The sequence below is a fragment of the Enterococcus hermanniensis genome, from assembly GCF_001885945.1.
Classification (GTDB): Bacteria; Bacillota; Bacilli; order Lactobacillales; family Enterococcaceae; genus Enterococcus_A; species Enterococcus_A hermanniensis.
The window spans coordinates 88,883-105,082 of record NZ_JXKQ01000007.1 but is presented as its reverse complement, the minus strand read 5'-3'; the positions used below and the strand labels follow the sequence as shown (position 1 = coordinate 105,082).

The 16,200-nt window shown below is 33.2% G+C and carries 22 protein-coding genes and 1 tRNA gene; 16 read left to right on the top strand and 7 right to left on the bottom strand.

What is annotated here, in order from left to right; all coding sequences use genetic code 11:
- Window position 1 precedes the first annotated feature (1 nt).
- The 3 genes from RV04_RS09325 (at window position 2) to RV04_RS09315 (ending at window position 2,807) form a co-directional block, all read left to right on the top strand.
- Complete coding sequence (locus RV04_RS09325; protein WP_071858190.1) at window positions 2–1,804, top strand: FtsX-like permease family protein; 1,803 nt, start codon at window positions 2–4, stop codon at window positions 1,802–1,804.
- 122 nt (window positions 1,805–1,926) lie between these two features.
- The gene (locus RV04_RS09320) at window positions 1,927–2,337 is read left to right on the top strand and encodes an organic hydroperoxide resistance protein (protein WP_071858189.1); all 411 of its coding nucleotides are present in this window, start codon (window positions 1,927–1,929) and stop codon (window positions 2,335–2,337) included.
- A gap of 8 nt (window positions 2,338–2,345) precedes the next feature.
- Complete coding sequence (locus RV04_RS09315) at window positions 2,346–2,807, top strand: MarR family winged helix-turn-helix transcriptional regulator (RefSeq protein WP_071858188.1); 462 nt, start codon at window positions 2,346–2,348, stop codon at window positions 2,805–2,807.
- A gap of 44 nt (window positions 2,808–2,851) precedes the next feature.
- Here the strand turns inward: RV04_RS09315 and RV04_RS09310 are convergent, their stop codons facing one another.
- Window positions 2,852–3,376, bottom strand: a complete 525-nt coding sequence (locus tag RV04_RS09310; RefSeq protein WP_071858187.1) for a type 1 glutamine amidotransferase domain-containing protein — start codon at window positions 3,374–3,376, stop codon at window positions 2,852–2,854.
- Between the two features lie 391 nt (window positions 3,377–3,767).
- On the opposite strand from RV04_RS09310, the gene RV04_RS09305 reads away from it, so the two are divergent.
- From RV04_RS09305 to RV04_RS09285, 6 genes are all read left to right on the top strand, one after another.
- Window positions 3,768–5,834 (top strand): LTA synthase family protein, encoded by a 2,067-nt coding sequence (locus tag RV04_RS09305; protein ID WP_071858186.1) that lies wholly within the window; start codon window positions 3,768–3,770, stop codon window positions 5,832–5,834.
- A 114-nt stretch (window positions 5,835–5,948) separates the two neighbouring features.
- Window positions 5,949–6,302 carry a DUF1622 domain-containing protein gene (locus tag RV04_RS09300; RefSeq protein ID WP_071858185.1) on the top strand — a complete coding sequence of 118 codons (354 nt, stop codon included), beginning with the start codon at window positions 5,949–5,951 and terminating at the stop codon, window positions 6,300–6,302.
- A gap of 141 nt (window positions 6,303–6,443) precedes the next feature.
- Window positions 6,444–6,540 (top strand) — tRNA-Sec (locus RV04_RS13255).
- Between the two features lie 563 nt (window positions 6,541–7,103).
- Window positions 7,104–7,448, top strand: a complete 345-nt coding sequence (locus RV04_RS09295) for a ribonuclease G (RefSeq protein WP_071858184.1) — start codon at window positions 7,104–7,106, stop codon at window positions 7,446–7,448.
- Between the two features lie 313 nt (window positions 7,449–7,761).
- A complete protein-coding gene (locus RV04_RS09290) occupies window positions 7,762–8,196 on the top strand; it encodes a GNAT family N-acetyltransferase (RefSeq protein WP_071858183.1) in 435 nt (144 codons plus the stop codon).
- Between the two features lie 100 nt (window positions 8,197–8,296).
- Window positions 8,297–8,491, top strand: coding sequence for a hypothetical protein (locus tag RV04_RS09285; protein WP_071858182.1), 195 nt, complete (start codon window positions 8,297–8,299; stop codon window positions 8,489–8,491).
- Window positions 8,492–8,669: 178 nt separating this feature from the next.
- On the opposite strand, the gene RV04_RS09280 is transcribed toward RV04_RS09285, so the two are convergent.
- A complete protein-coding gene (locus RV04_RS09280) occupies window positions 8,670–8,876 on the bottom strand; it encodes a DUF378 domain-containing protein (protein WP_071858181.1) in 207 nt (68 codons plus the stop codon).
- A 502-nt stretch (window positions 8,877–9,378) separates the two neighbouring features.
- Here RV04_RS09280 and RV04_RS09275 point away from each other — a divergent pair.
- Together RV04_RS09275 and RV04_RS09270 are read left to right on the top strand one after the other, a co-directional pair.
- A complete protein-coding gene (locus tag RV04_RS09275; RefSeq protein ID WP_071858180.1) occupies window positions 9,379–9,810 on the top strand; it encodes a universal stress protein in 432 nt (143 codons plus the stop codon).
- 67 nt (window positions 9,811–9,877) lie between these two features.
- Complete coding sequence (locus tag RV04_RS09270) at window positions 9,878–10,306, top strand: universal stress protein (RefSeq protein ID WP_071858179.1); 429 nt, start codon at window positions 9,878–9,880, stop codon at window positions 10,304–10,306.
- Between the two features lie 50 nt (window positions 10,307–10,356).
- Here RV04_RS09270 and RV04_RS09265 read toward each other — a convergent pair whose 3' ends face one another.
- Window positions 10,357–10,893 (bottom strand): GNAT family N-acetyltransferase, encoded by a 537-nt coding sequence (locus tag RV04_RS09265; protein WP_071858178.1) that lies wholly within the window; start codon window positions 10,891–10,893, stop codon window positions 10,357–10,359.
- Window positions 10,894–11,022: 129 nt separating this feature from the next.
- Window positions 11,023–11,172, bottom strand: coding sequence for a hypothetical protein (locus tag RV04_RS13250; protein ID WP_169818204.1), 150 nt, complete (start codon window positions 11,170–11,172; stop codon window positions 11,023–11,025).
- Between the two features lie 251 nt (window positions 11,173–11,423).
- Here RV04_RS13250 and RV04_RS13415 point away from each other — a divergent pair, with 251 nt between their 5' ends.
- The 4 genes from RV04_RS13415 (at window position 11,424) to RV04_RS09250 (ending at window position 13,471) form a co-directional block, all read left to right on the top strand.
- Window positions 11,424–11,585 carry a hypothetical protein gene (locus tag RV04_RS13415; RefSeq protein ID WP_211271189.1) on the top strand — a complete coding sequence of 54 codons (162 nt, stop codon included), beginning with the start codon at window positions 11,424–11,426 and terminating at the stop codon, window positions 11,583–11,585.
- 2 nt (window positions 11,586–11,587) lie between these two features.
- The gene (locus RV04_RS09260; protein WP_245791078.1) at window positions 11,588–12,178 is read left to right on the top strand and encodes a C39 family peptidase; all 591 of its coding nucleotides are present in this window, start codon (window positions 11,588–11,590) and stop codon (window positions 12,176–12,178) included.
- 131 nt (window positions 12,179–12,309) lie between these two features.
- The gene (locus tag RV04_RS09255) at window positions 12,310–13,059 is read left to right on the top strand and encodes a MerR family transcriptional regulator (RefSeq protein WP_071858177.1); all 750 of its coding nucleotides are present in this window, start codon (window positions 12,310–12,312) and stop codon (window positions 13,057–13,059) included.
- Window positions 13,060–13,192: 133 nt separating this feature from the next.
- A complete protein-coding gene (locus tag RV04_RS09250) occupies window positions 13,193–13,471 on the top strand; it encodes a hypothetical protein (protein ID WP_245791077.1) in 279 nt (92 codons plus the stop codon).
- Between the two features lie 266 nt (window positions 13,472–13,737).
- Here the strand turns inward: RV04_RS09250 and RV04_RS09245 are convergent, their stop codons facing one another.
- Entirely contained in the window at window positions 13,738–13,992 is a 255-nt protein-coding gene (locus RV04_RS09245; protein ID WP_071858176.1) for a DUF5960 family protein, read from the bottom strand.
- Window positions 13,993–14,576: 584 nt separating this feature from the next.
- On the opposite strand from RV04_RS09245, the gene RV04_RS09240 reads away from it, so the two are divergent.
- Window positions 14,577–14,822 (top strand): hypothetical protein, encoded by a 246-nt coding sequence (locus tag RV04_RS09240; RefSeq protein ID WP_071858175.1) that lies wholly within the window; start codon window positions 14,577–14,579, stop codon window positions 14,820–14,822.
- 221 nt (window positions 14,823–15,043) lie between these two features.
- Here the strand turns inward: RV04_RS09240 and RV04_RS13245 are convergent, their stop codons facing one another.
- Both RV04_RS13245 and RV04_RS09235 read right to left on the bottom strand, forming a co-directional pair.
- On the bottom strand, window positions 15,044–15,220 hold the full coding sequence (locus RV04_RS13245; RefSeq protein ID WP_169818203.1) for a hypothetical protein: 177 nt from the start codon (window positions 15,218–15,220) through the stop codon (window positions 15,044–15,046).
- 455 nt (window positions 15,221–15,675) lie between these two features.
- On the bottom strand, window positions 15,676–16,047 hold the full coding sequence (locus RV04_RS09235) for a hypothetical protein (RefSeq protein ID WP_071858174.1): 372 nt from the start codon (window positions 16,045–16,047) through the stop codon (window positions 15,676–15,678).
- Window positions 16,048–16,200: the final 153 nt, after the last annotated feature.

Sequence of the window (16,200 nt, the reverse complement as noted above, 5' to 3'; positions counted from 1 at the left end):
TATGCTTTTAAAATTATCACTTACTGGAATAAAAGGCCGTTTGAGAGATTATATCTTACTATTTTCAGGACTAGTCATGGCTTCCGGTATTTTTTACATGTTCGAAGGCTTAGCAACAAACGAAGCTTTTTTGAAAAGTAATTCTTTGGTTTCGTCGGTAGTATTGATTTTTCATTTAGGTACGGTATTGCTATCGATCATCACTTTCGTTTACATTTTATATGCAAATTCCTTTTTGATGTCGATGCGTCAAAAAGATTATGCAATGTTCATGATGTTGGGTGCAAAAGGGCGCAAAATTGCTCAAATGGTTTTTATCGAAACTTTTGTGGTTGGTATTGGAGCAACGATGGTCGGAATTGTGGTCGGAATTGGGTTAAGCAGTGTTGTTCAACAATTATTGGTGAAACAATTAGCGCTTAAAATTACTCATTTTGCAGCAGTAAGTACAAAAGGGATTCTGTTTACTATCCTATTCTTTATGATCATATTTTTATTGGCAGCATTGGTGAATGCCATGACGATTGTTAAAAAGCCGATTTTAAATTTATTACGAGCAAGCGAAACACCGGCGCCGGCAACTCGTAAAACGGTCACTTTGATCTTAGAAGTGATTGCGGGGCTTGTTTTACTAGCGGTTGGTTATTATATGATGACTCAAGTGATGAAATTAGCCGTTTTAGCGTTAGTGATTGCTTTAATTACAATTGTTTTGGGAACCTATTTTGTTTTTCATTCGATTTTGATTTTTGGTTTAAATCTGTTAAAACATCGAGACAAGATAGCTTTGAAAGGATTAAATAATTTTACTTTGTCACAACTAAGTTTCCGTATCCAAGATTATACAAAAATCCTTTCGATGGTTGCGATGCTCTTTGCTTTAGCACTTGGTGCAATTACAGTAGGGCTGGGTTTCCATAATGAGATACCTAAAATGACGAATATCACATCTACCTATGACTTGGTTTTAAATAATGCTCAGAAAGTCGATGCGGATAAATTAGCAAACATTACTCCTACTTCTGACGTAACTTATACTCAAAAAGAGGATCAAGATACGGTTTATTATGATCAATCACAATTTGATCAACATCCATTAGAAGCCAAAAAATTTATTGCTAGTCGTACAACTAAAACGGTTTATTATGATGGACAGGCCTTGAAAAACGATGTAGCTGCTTCGGATGAACTACGTAATCTAGAACTTCCAGAACAAAGTGGGAAACGTCATCAATTTTTGAGTCCTTCAGATTTTTCAGCCTTAAATGAAGCACCTACAGAATTACGGGTCATTCATGTAGCGGACTTTATGAAAGACAAAGCAAAATTATCACTGTTAGTTGATGAAAACCTAAAAAATAATCCAACAATCAACCGTGATATTAGCGGATTTTCACAAAAAGTACTGGTCTATGATACGTATAACGCATTATTTTCTGGTTTTGAATTTATGGGCTTCTTTTTAGGAATTGCCTTTTTGACCATGCTGGCAAGTTGTTTAATGTTTAAGATTTTATCTGGAGCAAAAAGTGATATCCAACGCTATAATATGCTGGATAAAATCGGGGCTAGACGCCAACTATTACTGGCTTCCATCCGTAAAGAAATCGGCGTTTTATTTTTAGTCCCAGGATTATTAGGGATGATCCATGTTCTATTCGGTTTGCAAATGTTTAAAAGTTTACTCAGCAATCCTTATGGAAATCTATGGTTACCATTTTTAATTTTCTTAGTACTTTATTTGATTTATTATGGGCTGACTGTCTGGATCTATACTGGAATAGTAATGAAAAAATCAGCTTAAAAAACTTCGGCATTTGCCGAAGTTTTTTTATTTTATCAGTGATCAAGCAGATTAATTGAATAAAAGAAAAGGATTGCGTACAATTTAATTGTACAAAATTTATAAGATGGAGTGATAGAGATATGAAAAAAATGTATTCAACAAAAATCATTAACACTGGTGGCCGTTCTGGAGAAGTTCATAGTCCTGATCATTCTTTTGAATTAAATATTGCCGCTCCTGGTAAACGGGTGGAAAATGCGACTAACCCTGAACAACTTTTTGCTGCCGGTTACAGTGCATGTTTTAATAGTGCGTTAGATCTCGTTAAACAAAGCAAAGGCATCGAAGGGGCAGCGACGGTCAGTGCGCAAGTTTCTTTGTATGCTGAAAGTGAATCAAGCTTTGTTTTAGGTGTTGAGATCGAAGGATCTATTGAAGGATTGTCTGTAGAAGAGACACAAGAATTACTAGAAATTGCTCACACTGTTTGTCCTTATTCAAAAGCTACAGCAGGCAATATCGAAGTAACAATCAAAGCAGTCGAAGCGTAATTTTTAGAATGATAGATGAACCACTAGATTCAGGTCATGAGTATGAAGCGTTATTATTAGGAAATCAATTATGCTTTCCATTGTATGCTGCTTCAAGAGAAATAACGAAACACTATAAACAGTTATTAGATCCTTTGAATCTGACGTATACGCAATATTTAGTCATGTTAGTGCTTTGGGAAACAGACGCATTATCTGTCACTGAATTAGGAAAAAAATTATGCTTAGATTCAGGGACATTAACCCCTGTTTTAAAAAAATTGGAAACAAAAAAATTCATCCAACGGTTACGCGACCAAGCAGATGAACGATTATTGACTATTCGTTTAACAAATAGTGGACAGAGACTAAAAGAGCAGGCGAAAACTATTCCCGCTCAAATACAGGAGTTTCTTCCGCTTGCTGAAGAGGAACTTTTGCTATTGCAACGTTTAAGCACAAAACTAGTCCAAAGTATTTCTAATAATTAAAATAAGCCCAAAAGAATGACTATTCTTTTGGGCTTATTGTTTTGCTATTTTTTCTCTAAAACGGCGATAAATTCACGCATGTAGTCAGGAAGATCTGGCGGACGTCGACTAGAAACAATGTGCCCGTCAGTTACAACCGGTGTATCAATCCAGGTAGCTCCGGCATTTGTCATATCATCTTTAATACCAGGTGTACTTGTGACTTGCTTCCCTTTAAGAATATCGGCAGAAATCAACACCCAACCTGCATGACAAATTTGGCCAATAATTTTTTCTTCTTGGTCCATTCTTTGTACAAATGAGATGACTTCAGGAAAACGACGTAATTTGTCTGGTGCCCAACCACCGGGGACAAGGATAGCATCATAGTCAGCAACATTGATATCACTAAATGCATAGTCAGATTCCGCAGGAACGCCATATTTTCCCGTATATGTTTTATGAGCTTCTGCGCCAACTAAATCAACTTGAGCACCTTCTTCTCTAACACGGTGGACAGGGTACCAAAGTTCTAAATCTTCAAAGTCATTATCAACCAGTGCGATAACTTTTTTGTTTTCTAAACGCAAGATGAGTCCTCCTTTTTCTTGATAAATTTACCATAACAGAAACGCTCAGAAAGATAAAAATATCCGCTTGCTAAAAGGACGATTATATTTAAAAATAATTATTGACGAATAAGCAAACCTCCAAGTAGTAAAATGAGGAGCTAAATACAGCAGCTTATAACTGTTATTTTATGGATAAATATTAAGAATGTGAATTTTTTGTGTCTCAGAAAATTTTCATTTAGCTTTACAAAGCTAGCAAAATAGCGGTCGTATCGTTAATTTTTAGGAAGTATATATATAAGTTTTAAAATTTTTAAAAAACAGTGTTTTTTTACTAAATAAAAATGCATATTTTTTGAAATCTGTTATAGTAGAAACGGACAATTTAATAGAGAAAGAAGTGTTCCGGATGAACCGGATAAAGCAAGCTTTTACCAACCGTTGGGTTATCTTATTGGTAGTCAGCGTACTATTCTGGGCAAAAACGATTTTCGCCTATTACACCGATTTTTCATTAGGTGTACAAGGGTCGATCCAGTATTTCATTTTATGGATCAATCCTATTGCGACAACGTTATTGATTTTCGGAGTATTCCTGTATATCAAAAGAATCAAACCAGCATTAATCACATTATTTCTGTTGGATCTTTTCAACACCTTGATCTTGTACCTCAATGTGATTTTTTATCGTGAGTTTACGGACTTTGTCACGATAAAATCAGTTTTAGGATTTTCAAAAGTTTCACAGGGGATTTCGGGAAGTTCATTTTCCTTAATGAAGGTTCATGACATTTTGTATTGGATCGATATTCTCGCCTTCTTAGGCATTTTGATTTACATCTTTGCAAAACGAAAAGAAATCATCAGTAAACCCGTTCGCAAGTCCTTTGCAGTGGCAATCAGTTGTCTGTCGGCATTGATATTTTCTGTGAACTTGTCATTGAGTGAAGCCAATCGTCCTCAATTGTTGCAACGGACGTTTGATCGTTCGTATATTGTAAAATACTTAGGCTTAGACGCATTTACGATTTATGATGGCATTAAAACAGAACAAACCAATAGTGTTCGAGCTCATGCTTCAAGCAATGGGTTAACCGATGTGTTGAAATACACGAAGAGTCATTATGCAGCGCCGGATTCAAGCAAATATGGTATTGCTAAGGGTAAAAACATTATCGTAATCCATTTGGAAAGTTTCCAACAATTTTTGATCAATATGAAAGTTGATGGTCAAGAAGTCACACCATTTTTAAATAGTTTAGAAAATGATAACCAGCAAACCTTGGCTTTTGATAATTTCTTCCATGAAGTGGGACAAGGTAAAACCAGTGATGCTGAAAACATGTTAGAAACTAGTACCTTTGGGTTGCCGCAAGGATCGTTGTTTACGCAACTTGGATCGGATAATACCTTCCAAGCAGCGCCAGCAATTTTGAATCAACAGTCAGGTTATACTAGTGCTGTGTTCCATGGAAATGTCGGTAGTTTCTGGAATCGTGACCATGTATATAAAAACCTAGGCTATCAAAATTTCTTTGATCGTTCATACTTTAACTCTTCAGATGAAAGTTTAGGGTATGGTATTTTAGATAAAGATTTATTGAAAGAATCTGTAGGGAATTTAGAACATTTGCAACAACCATTTTATGCGAAGTTCTTAACTGTAACCAATCACACACCTTACTTAACCGATGATAAGAATTTCAATTTTCCATCATTGAATACGGGAGATAGTACTGTTGATGATTATGTTCGAACAGCTCATTATTTAGATGAATCTTTACGTCAATTCTTTGATTATCTTAAAGCTTCTGGTATTTATCAAAATTCGATCTTTATGATTTATGGAGACCATTTTGGGATTTCAGATAGTAATAATAAAGATTTAGCGAAAGCCTTAGGTAAAGATCCTGCAACCTGGAGTAAATTTGATGACGCTCAAATGCAACGTGTCCCATTGATGTTCCATATTCCGGGATATACCAAAGGAGGAATTCAACATCAATACGGTGGTGAAATCGATGTGTTGCCAACGTTACTACATTTGGTAGGAGTTGATAGTTCTAAATATATTCAATTTGGGACAGATTTATTCTCCTCTCAACATGATCAGACGGTGGCATTCAGGAATGGTGATTTTGTGACACCTAATTATACTGAGTTAAGCGGCCAAACTTATGATAATAAAACAGGTGAAGTTGTTGATACTGATAAATTGGGGATTACCTCGGATATTGATAAGAAACAACAACAAGTCAAAGAAGCATTGAGCTTGTCTGATAAATTGAATCAGGAAAATCTATTGCGATTCTATACGCCAGAAGGTTTTTCACCGATAGATCCAAAAGATTTTGACTATAAGAATTTGGATAAGAAAAATGCGGCAATTGAAAAAGCTAAAGGCAATAAGTCGACCAGCGTATTTTCTAAAAATGGCAACAAAACAACCGCTGACCTTTATCCATCAATTAAATAAAAAATAAGGAGCCTTTTTAAGGCTTCTTATTTTTTATAAAAAGGATAATTAGTTGCTTCGATAATTTATTCAGCTTAGAATAAAGATAAAAGTATCGTAAAAGGGAGAGGAATTATGGTTGATTTTGATAGTATTATCCAAAATATCGTCCACCCATTTGTTTTAGTCTTAGATGTATTATCGATTGGTATTATTGTTTTTGGCGCAATTATGTCATTTATAAAGTTGATTCAAGCAAAAACTAAGAATAAATTTCCATCTGTTTTAACGCGAAATAAATTTATCAAAGCGTATTTAGGAAGTTATATCTTATTAAGTTTAGAATTTTTGATCGTAGCAGATATTATTGAATCGATCATTAAACCGACATTTCAAGACATTATTAAACTAGCTTTGATCGTCATTATCCGAACAGTGATTTCTTATTTTTTAAATAAAGAAATCAGTGAATTTTCAGAAGGACAATAAGTAGTAGAAAAATTATCTGTGATTTTGATATTAGTAATTTAAAAAAAGAAAGAACTTCTGTAAGTAAGGAATTTTCTTTCTTTTTTCTTTTTTATTTGTTATTGATAACCCTTTAAATCCATGGTATGATTATCTTGCTTCGGGAGTGGATGGGTTCTGGTGTGCCCTCTGGTCTTCAAAACCAGTATGAGGAGTTAAGAGCTTCTTGGGTAGGTTCGATTCCTACACATTCCCGCCAATTAGAAATTTTAGCCAACTATCTTTGATAGTTGGCTTTTTTATTGTCAAATCTGTTTTTTTAATGAAACGTGGAAGACAGGAATCGAACCTGCAGCTTAATTGTAATGAAACAAACAAACGTTTTGAGTTTCATCGCTAAGCAAAAACACCAAGTTCATCCACATAAGACAGCAGTCAGAAAATTTATTTGATTGACTATCGCTACTATAGTTGTCAAAACTTAAATGAAACTGAAGAGAAAATTTTTTAATAAAAAAACAACTGTTTAAAAACAGTTGTCAATGAGTTAGAACGTGAAAGTGTGAATGACAATGACATATTCGTTAAACAAAGGAAAGGAACTAACTCAGTGGATAGTATAATGCTAAAGAACTTATTTGTTAAATAAAAAACATCAAAAAAATTATTTTAAGATAAATTCGTAAAATAAAAACTATAAATAAGTATTTTTTACTTTGATAAAGCGTTATTAACGGTTAAATAATATAAACTGTTGATAACGCTTTTTTTGTAGAATTGATTTTGTTATGATGGAGTTGTGCTTATAAAGGAGGAGTTTTAATGAACGAACAATATGGTGATGAAATACCTCAAGCAATCAAAGGATGGAATTGGGGAGCATTTATGTACAATATCACTTGGGGGTTTGGGAATAAAACATATTTGCCTTTGCTATGTTTGATTCCAGTTTTTAACATTATTTGGGTTTTTGTTTGTGGTTTCAAAGGAAATGAATGGGCTTGGCAAAAAGGGAACTATGAAGATGTTGAGACATTTTTAGCGGTGCAGCAGACATGGAATCGTGCGGGAATCGTTTCAATTATTTTAGCAATCTTAGCTATAATTATCTTTTTATTTTTATTACCAGTACTCGCGTATATCGCTACTCGTTACTTATATAATTAGTTTTAGCGACCACTTGATAGTGGTCTTTTTTATTGTTAAATTTTAAGTTTATTTAATGTAAATGAATACAAAAAAGCAGTCGTATGAAGCGACTGTCAATAGGTTAGAATGAAAGTTTATGTTCTATATCAAAATTATTAAATACAGTAAAGGGCCTAACTCGATAAAGGAATGTATACCTAGGATTGATTATTTTATGTTAAATGATATCCTGATAACAAAACTAATTATCTACACCAAAAAACAATGTACCAACTGAACAATTTCAATTTAGAATATAAATTAAATGAAATCATAGAAAGAGGGGCGCTTTTTGATTATCGTAAATGATATGCAAGAATTTCAACGGAATGGGCTAAGAAAATTATATCTCGTCAGTCGAAGGCGAGCATTTTATTGGCAGGACCCTGCTGAGTTCAAATTAGCTGATTTTGATAATGATACGCTAGGAGAAAAAGTCCTAGTTGCTGTAGAGGAAGATAAAATTATTGGCTTTATTTCTATCTATCTTGAGGATTCTTTTATTCATTGTCTATTTGTTGACCCCAATAAAGTGGGCTTAGGGATTGGGACACTTCTTTTAGAGCAAGCAAAAAAGCAGGTGAATCATCAAATGTCCTTAAAATGCCTATCGAAGAATCAATCAGGACTTAGCTTCTATTTAAAGAGAGGCTGGAAAGTGCTTGATGAAATAACCTTTGAAAATAAAGACGAGAATTATTTGAATCTAGTTTATAAAATCAAATAATTGATTTGTCGATGAAAAAAAATAAAGCACCGATCCTAATAGTTTAAAAATGATACAAAGCATTGTATAGTTAAAGCATTAAATCGAAGAGGTGATCATTATGCATGATTTTTTTAAACATAAAAAGACCGGGAAAGTCATTACAAAAGATGAATATATCAATCAACGTTTAGAGAATGTCGAAACTAATGCTTTAGATATGGCGAAAACGGGAATGGATCTAAATGCAGATGTCTTTGGGAAACAAGAAGATTATGATCCTTACGATGTAGTAAAAGGAAAAGATGAAGCTTAAAGCCACTCACTGGAGTGGTTTTTTATGTGATAAAAAAGAGTGATGTATTTCATTAGGCTGAGTTACAGCTATTCGGATATAACACGGATAGTTGAATAAATAGTTGGAGTAAAGAAGTACCTATTACTCAATACAAGTACAAAAAAGACCTCTAGTTTACCTAGAGGTCTTTAAGTAGTTATTCAGCTCTATTTGCAATTGCTGGAATAAATTTCAAACAATATAAGGCAGATAACCCAACAACAATATATATAATTTTAGCTAAAATAGTTGTACTTCCGCCTGAGATAGCAGCAACAAGATCATATTCAAAAAGACCGACTAGTAACCAATTGACTCCACCGATAATTAACAACACAAGTGCAATAATATCAAGGTATTTCATGTGGTTCATCCTCCTTTCTGATTCTTATAACCCTATCATAGTTAAAAGAGGAGAACTATTGATATGCTTATGATATTTTTCACTTGAAAATATTTTGCCGAAATAGTACAAAAGAGCATAAAAAAAGACCGTTCACACATAACGGTCTGCAAGTGAAAAAACAAATTCTATAAAGGATGGGATTGTACCCAAAGATTACTATAATCATAAAACAGGTTTCGTGCAAATTTTCTGCTTATAACAAAAGAAAAGCCGTCGCAGGGCAACGACGGCCAGAGTCCTGGGAAGGAACTCGGATAAACAAATGAACTATAGTTACCATAACGGATTGTCAAAATAGATACAAGAATAATGCTCATAAACCAAATATATAAATTGGGATTTTGAACATTTATAAGGGTGCTTAATAGCCTGCTTTTTATAAAACTGTTCATTTTTTAATAGTTATCGTTTCACAGTTTACTGAATATCTTCTATAATTTAAGTGAAGGAGGCGGTTACAATGGTGAATAGTTATAAGAATATTTTAGTTGCAGTTGATGGATCAAGGAATTCTGACCAGGCATTTGATGAAGCAATTGAAGTCGCAAAATATTCTGGAGCTAAATTAAGCATGTTAGCAGTCATTAACGATAAGGAGCTTTCTACTAGTGCGTTTTCATTTAGTAAAATTTATTCAGAAGAAAAAGAACAAATTGAAAAAGAATTGCTAAAAAAGGTCCATGATGCAGCGCTCAAAGATTTTGAAAATATTGAACCATTTGTTGAGTTGGGAGAACCTCAAAGAAAGATTGTGGAGTTTTCTAAGGACAAAGAAATTGATATGATTTTTCTTGGTGCTACGGGAAAAGGTGAGATTCAATTAGCGCAAATCGGTTCTACAGCAGCATATGTGGTTAATCATGCACCTTGTAGTGTAACTGTCATTCGATGAGAAATAACTAGCTGATTCAAAAAATAATCAGTTAGATTAAAAAATCTAGCCAAAGGAGATCGATAAAATGATTAATAGATATAAACATATTATGGTGGCAGTGGATGGCTCTGATCAATCAGAGGATGCATATTTTGAAGCCATCGGAGCAGCAAGAAGAAACGAAGCAAAATTGTATTTAGTCCATGTTATTGATGATTCTAGTTTATTAGTGAGAAGTGCCCAACCGATGGAAGACATCTTAGCCGAGGAATCTCAAGAAGCTAAAGAATATCTTGAAGGGCTGAAAGCTCGCGGCCGCTACAATGATATGGAAATCATTCAATACATCGGAAACCCTAAAAAAGCATTGACAGAAGAATTACCAAAACAATATGATATTGATTTGATTTATGTGGGAGCAACGGGTAAAGGTCGCTTTCAACGTCTATTAGTGGGCTCCACTTCAGGCTATATCGTTAATCATGCTCCATGCAATGTCATGGTAGTAAGATAAAAAAAGGAGGTAGGCGAATTTAATCGTCTGCTCCTTTTTTATCGCTCCTTTTAATCTTTTAAAAGGGTGTAGTGATTCATATCGCGTAAATCCTCTCGCAAGCGCATATCTGATCGTTCAACACTCGTTAAAATATAACCGCTATTTTGGGCGACTCGATTGCTGGCTGAATTTTCCAAATCAACAATGATTTTTAATTTATTCAATTCAAACGCATTGAATGCCAACACGCTAATTGCACGGACGCTTTTTGAAACAATTCCTTGACCAGAAAAAGAAGAATGAATCCAATAACCAATTTCACCTTTACCAGCTTTTGTATCAATATTATGAATATCGATACAGCCACATAGTTGTTGATTGAACATCATAAAAAGCAATAAATCTGTTCCTTCAGCGTAACCAATTAATTTAGTTTTGATAAATTCACGTTCATCTTGCCAGGTTTGCGTCTGATCCATATCTAAAAATCGAGTAATTTGGTTTCGATCAGAGTCGATCAACGAAAATAATTCTTTCGCCGCAGAAAGTTGAGGGAAAGTTAACGTGATCTGCTCATCAATCTTATGAGTAAAAGCATTGTTCATCGTTCAATCCTCCTTATTATTTGAAAAAGCATATCAATGGATAGTAAATTAGTCAAAAAAAGACACCTACTGTTTAGTCACAGCAGGTGCTTTTAACGCAAATACGCGTCTTCCATTGAGTATTCACTCCTAGATATTTTTTTGCAATTCTTGTACCGCTTGTTCGATCGTTACACCAGTTGCTACATTATTTGTATTCTTTTTATCGAAAACGATGAAAAGGTTCAAATCAGTATCTAAAGTAACGCGGTATTGCAAATCTGTGTTATAGAATGTCATAATCATTCTCCTCTCTTTTTGCTGCGAAAGGCAACTATTACGTTGATAACGAAATTCCACTTATTAATATAACACTAAATTGTTGTTAAAGCTATTAAAAGGTTTGGAAACGCTATAAAAAATTAATAAATTAATTAGTTATAAAAAACGTTAAAATAATTTAAAATCCTCCTGTTATTTGAGCGTTGTTCGCCTTTATTTGTTCATATTTCAGTATAATTAAGAATAGTTATAATAGACGAGGTGAAGGTTTGAAAAGAGTAACAATTGGAATACCAATAGTACTTATTGTAGTAATTGGTGGTGGACTCTATTTTTCTGATAAAGAAACAGCTGTATTAAACTCATTTGACACAAAACAAGAAACAAAACAAAACAAAACACAAAACAAGAAAAGAACAGTGTTATTTTAGACGTGCCATTAGAAAACCAATTTGAGGATGATGCCTTAGAAAATGGTTGTGAAGTTACGTCGCTTTCAATGTTGTTGCAATTCTATGGTTATGAAACAAATAAAAATGAATTAGCCAATAAAATCACCTACCAACCCCTATACACTGATTCAGGGAACCATGGGAACCCTCATTTAGGTTTTGTAGGAGACATCACTGGTGGGGAAGAAGCCATGGGGGTAGCTGTAGAACCTATAGCTGATTTGGCAAAAGAATATGTTGAAGATGAATACGATGTTATCACAAAAGAAAAAGCTTCATTTGACGATATCATAGATGTAGTCTCGCAAGGGATTCCTGTTTGGATTATTGCAACTGTTGATTTCCAAGTACCAACAAACAATGATTTTATGCTATGGAATACCGATCAAGGAGATATGTACGTGACCCCATTGATTCATTCAGCAGTGATAACAGGATTTGATCGTGCAAAAGAAATTGTCTATGTGAATGATCCTTATGGATATAAGAATAGGGAAGTTGCTTGGTCGGATCTAAAAGAAATTTATCAGCAAATGGATCAGCAATCACTTTATTTAGAAAAACATGAATAATTTTGAAACCACTTCTTTTGAGTAGTGGTTTTTATTTAATTTATTTTAAGTAAGTAGGATCGCAGATAAATACTTGACCTTCTCGTTGCGTCAAGGTGTAAGGTAGCAAATAGAGAGCAAGGAGGATAGTTATGAATTATTCGATCAAACAAATGGCTGGTTTATCAGGTGTGAGTACTCGAACATTACGTTTTTATGATGAAAAAGGATTATTGAAGCCAGCTTTTTTGAGCAAGTCAGGGTATCGATTCTATACAGAGCTCGAAGTTGAACGTCTACAGCAAATTTTGTTGTATCGATCAATGGAGATATCTTTGAATAGGATCAAAGTATTATTGGATCAATCGCAAGCCGAAATTCAACAAACTTTGTTGGAACAAAAAAAGCAATTAGAGAAGAAAAAACAAGAAATTGAAGAAATATTAGTTTTATTGGATGATACAATAAACGATGAAAAAGGAGAGAAACAGATGACTGATCAAGAAAAATTTTCTGCTTTCAAGAAAACAGCACTAGCTGAAAACGAGCGTCAATATGGTAATGAAATTCGTTCAAAATATGGGGAAGAAGTTGTTGAATCAACAAATCAAATGTGGAGTAATCTCTCTAAATCGGATTATCAAACGATGCAGCTTGTAGAAGAAAAATTATTTGAAAAATTGAGTTACTATCGCTTGAATGCCGACAATGACGTAGCAAAAGAAGTTTTTCAATTACACAAGCAGTGGCTGCTATTTAGCTGGGGAAAATACTCTAGTGAAGCACATATAGGACTGGCGAAGCTTTATATATCTGACCATCGCTTTACTCAGTATTATGATGAAAGAGTCGGCCAGGGTACGGCCAATACGTTAGCTCAAATTATTTTTAAAGAGGCATAGAAAAAGACTTCATATTTTTGAGTTTTTTTTTATTGGGTAACTAAACTAAGGAATAGGAATAAATTGTGTTTTTTTTCACAAAATAATTGAAAAAATTTATTTGGTATGATATCATCAAAAAAAAGGTGAGGTGATGGAGATGAAAAATGTTGTTGCAAACCCTATGGAATTAAGAGATGCTGTTCGATGTGAAAAGAAAAATATTTCCCTTACAGGTGGATTTGCTAAGATGATGCAGACACTATCTAAAGGTCAAAAAGCGGATAATCATGAATTTTCAGAGAAAATTGAGATGCCAACATTTATGAAGTTAGCTTTGGATCCTAAAACAATCAACACACTCATGACCACTTATCAAGTAGCAATGAAAGAAGATGACCAAGGAATAGAATTAGAATATATGAAAGTTTAATTTTTTTAGGATTATTTGTGAAAAATATATCAAATTTCTTTAACTACTATTTTTTGCTAGACTAAACAACGGTATGCAATTTTTTCTTAAGCGTACTTCAGTAAGATATTTTTTTGCATTTAACAATTATTAAAATAAAAAACAGTACAAAATAGCGTACTGTTTTTTTTGTGTCTGACATAGTTGAATACAGCTGAGATGATTTAAGTAGTAGTAAAATAAGATGGAAAAAATTCTATTATTATTATAGAGAATCACTTCTTAAATTAGGAAGCTTCATAACCATTTCGTTTTGTATGTATCCCTTTAAAGATAAGCTCATTATCCATACGTTCAAACTGAAAATAAATATCTTTTTGTCGACCAGTCATATGTGCAGGGAGAATGAAATAATCGCGGTTTTCATTATCCATGTTTGTCGTTATTTGATTAAGTAATAAAGCTAATGGATAGGAATCATTTACTAGTGAATCATACGTACGGTAAAAAAATTCTACTGAATCTGAACTAATCATTGTCATAAAATCACCTCAAAACCATTATACGAACATTCGTTCGAAAAGTAAAGTGTGCAAGATGATTTTCAAACAAAGATATTTTTCTTTAAAAAATGAAATAAATAATGAGCCAGAAAATTAAGCAAAAAATAATAACTAGCCGATAGATAACATGTTTTGGTTGCTGATAAAGCCATTCGTAAAATTTGTGCATAAATAATCCTTCTTAATTAGAGAAATAAATTTCATTCAAGTTTTCTGTTAAAGGGTATGGTATCGTATCCTGAGAGGCTTGTAAATAGGAGACAAGTGACGTCTGCTAAAAATAAGCGAAAGTTAAAATCTATTAGATAAAATCACATAAAATTTTGCTAAGCTCTTTGTGAGTTTTATCAGTGATAACAATAATGATCAATTTGACCACTTAAAAAACAAAAAAACTGTTACTCCCAATTTTTAGGAGTAACGGTCTTTTTGTTTCCATTCGGTAAGTTAATCGAACTAAAATGTGGACGCATAAAATAGAAAGAAGGAACAGTTATGACAAATAATTTGGGACTGGCTTTTCAAAAAAGTTTATATAGAAATTTATGAAGAAGGTCAATAGTTTGGTAGTACTAGTTATCATCTTTCTGGAGATTCTTATTTTTATGATGATTTCGATTTTGGTTCAAACATTTATGGTCAAGGAAACGATAATTCCTGCAGTGAACAATATTCAAATTTTTTACACTGGTATTGAAAGTAAAGGATTAAACGCAGTAATTGTTATTTCAGCGCTACCCTATCAAAGCAGCAATCAAAATAAATATTCGAAAGTAAGCGCAAAGAAATTTAATGTAATGCAGTATTAACAACCAAATCGACTTTAATGATTATTAGTTTTAAATCAAAAAAAGCCTTAGAAAGTGCTAAGGCTTTTTTATATTATTCTTATTTTCGGTTTGTCATCACCGTATCTCATTCTCTACGCCAACCAAAAAATTCAGCGAGTGACTCAAAAGTTGATGTGACTCATATTAAAGTATTTAAGTATTGGTAAACAGTCCTCTAATTTGTTTAGAGAACCCATTTTTTATTCTATTGATTTCTCTAAAAGTTCAACGTGTGCTTCAAATTCATTCTTCAAAAATAGCTCACGATTTTCCTTATCTTCAATTTTTGGTGTGATTTTAATTGTATACATTTCCAATTCGACATATACATAATTATTTTCAATACAAACTTTTCCAACTTCATTTTCAAAATACATTATTAATTTCCTCTTTTCTTGTGTTATATTATTTTTTTAAATAAACCATAATATCATTCTGAAAGGTTTGATTTAAAAATAATTAGCAAAAGAAAGATTCTTATTTTTTAAGCTAAGTTAAAAAGTTAGTTTTTTTGGCAGAGGATTAGTAAAAAAAATACCTTCTCAAACGAGAAGGTATTTTTTTATTATGAATCTAATTTTTTTAAGCTTAAAATTGTTTCTAAATCTTCAAACACATCGGAAACCGCTCTAAATCAACAATCTTTGACACTTTAAATTTAAGATATAGTGTAATCTTTTGTAAAAATGTGGACGGCTGGAATCGAACCAACACCTCTATCTTAAATGCGGACTACTTCATTGAACGAGTAAAACACCAAGTTCATCCACGTCTATCAGTATAATCGATTTTTAGTAGATGTGGTATTTTTTAGTGGTAGTTAAATAAAAAATTATAGTTTGTGTTTCTTATCAAATTCTTCAGAAAATTCTTTAGCGATCATCCAACCATAACTTTCAGTGATTGCAGCTGCTGTTGAACCATTGACGATATTACCAGCTACTGGGAGTTTGCCAACGAGAAAGCGAGCTGTTAATTGACCAGCTTTTTGAGCTAAAAATTGAGTAGCTAGAGCCTTTGCAGCGCCTTCTTCAAGTTTGATATTGTAAACTTTCCCTAAAGCAATGACCATCGCTGTTTGGATCGGTAGTAATACAGTAGCATCTGGAAATGGTAGTTGTGCCATGCCTGCACCGACACCTGCAGCGGCAGTAGATGCACTATGAATGATGAGATGGGCTTTTTTTCGTTGTGATTTATTCATCTCTGAGTCTCCTTGTTAGTTAGTGATAAAATACTAGCATCTTATCACTAAAAGAACAATTTTCTTAACTCTTTTTTAAGCGATTTTAAATAGTGCAAATTAAAAAAATAAAGAGAAATGGGTGATTTTGTTATTCGAAAGCGGATTGTAATG

What these genes read in the sequence shown, in the direction of transcription:
- RV04_RS09325 (WP_071858190.1), top strand. Translation starts at nt 2, where the DNA reads ATGCTTTTAAAATTATCACTTACTGGAATAAAAGGCCGTTTGAGAGAT.
- RV04_RS09320 (WP_071858189.1), top strand. Translation starts at nt 1,927, where the DNA reads ATGAAAAAAATGTATTCAACAAAAATCATTAACACTGGTGGCCGTTCT.
- RV04_RS09315 (WP_071858188.1), top strand. Translation starts at nt 2,346, where the DNA reads ATGATAGATGAACCACTAGATTCAGGTCATGAGTATGAAGCGTTATTA.
- RV04_RS09305 (WP_071858186.1), top strand. Translation starts at nt 3,768, where the DNA reads ATGAACCGGATAAAGCAAGCTTTTACCAACCGTTGGGTTATCTTATTG.
- RV04_RS09300 (WP_071858185.1), top strand. Translation starts at nt 5,949, where the DNA reads ATGGTTGATTTTGATAGTATTATCCAAAATATCGTCCACCCATTTGTT.
- RV04_RS09295 (WP_071858184.1), top strand. Translation starts at nt 7,104, where the DNA reads ATGAACGAACAATATGGTGATGAAATACCTCAAGCAATCAAAGGATGG.
- RV04_RS09285 (WP_071858182.1), top strand. Translation starts at nt 8,297, where the DNA reads ATGCATGATTTTTTTAAACATAAAAAGACCGGGAAAGTCATTACAAAA.
- RV04_RS09280 (WP_071858181.1), bottom strand. Translation starts at nt 8,876, where the DNA reads ATGAAATACCTTGATATTATTGCACTTGTGTTGTTAATTATCGGTGGA.
- RV04_RS09275 (WP_071858180.1), top strand. Translation starts at nt 9,379, where the DNA reads ATGGTGAATAGTTATAAGAATATTTTAGTTGCAGTTGATGGATCAAGG.
- RV04_RS09270 (WP_071858179.1), top strand. Translation starts at nt 9,878, where the DNA reads ATGATTAATAGATATAAACATATTATGGTGGCAGTGGATGGCTCTGAT.
- RV04_RS09265 (WP_071858178.1), bottom strand. Translation starts at nt 10,893, where the DNA reads ATGAACAATGCTTTTACTCATAAGATTGATGAGCAGATCACGTTAACT.
- RV04_RS13250 (WP_169818204.1), bottom strand. Translation starts at nt 11,172, where the DNA reads ATGACATTCTATAACACAGATTTGCAATACCGCGTTACTTTAGATACT.
- RV04_RS09255 (WP_071858177.1), top strand. Translation starts at nt 12,310, where the DNA reads ATGAATTATTCGATCAAACAAATGGCTGGTTTATCAGGTGTGAGTACT.
- RV04_RS09250 (WP_245791077.1), top strand. Translation starts at nt 13,193, where the DNA reads ATGGAGATGAAAAATGTTGTTGCAAACCCTATGGAATTAAGAGATGCT.
- RV04_RS09245 (WP_071858176.1), bottom strand. Translation starts at nt 13,992, where the DNA reads ATGACAATGATTAGTTCAGATTCAGTAGAATTTTTTTACCGTACGTAT.
- RV04_RS13245 (WP_169818203.1), bottom strand. Translation starts at nt 15,220, where the DNA reads ATGTATTTTGAAAATGAAGTTGGAAAAGTTTGTATTGAAAATAATTAT.
- RV04_RS09235 (WP_071858174.1), bottom strand. Translation starts at nt 16,047, where the DNA reads ATGAATAAATCACAACGAAAAAAAGCCCATCTCATCATTCATAGTGCA.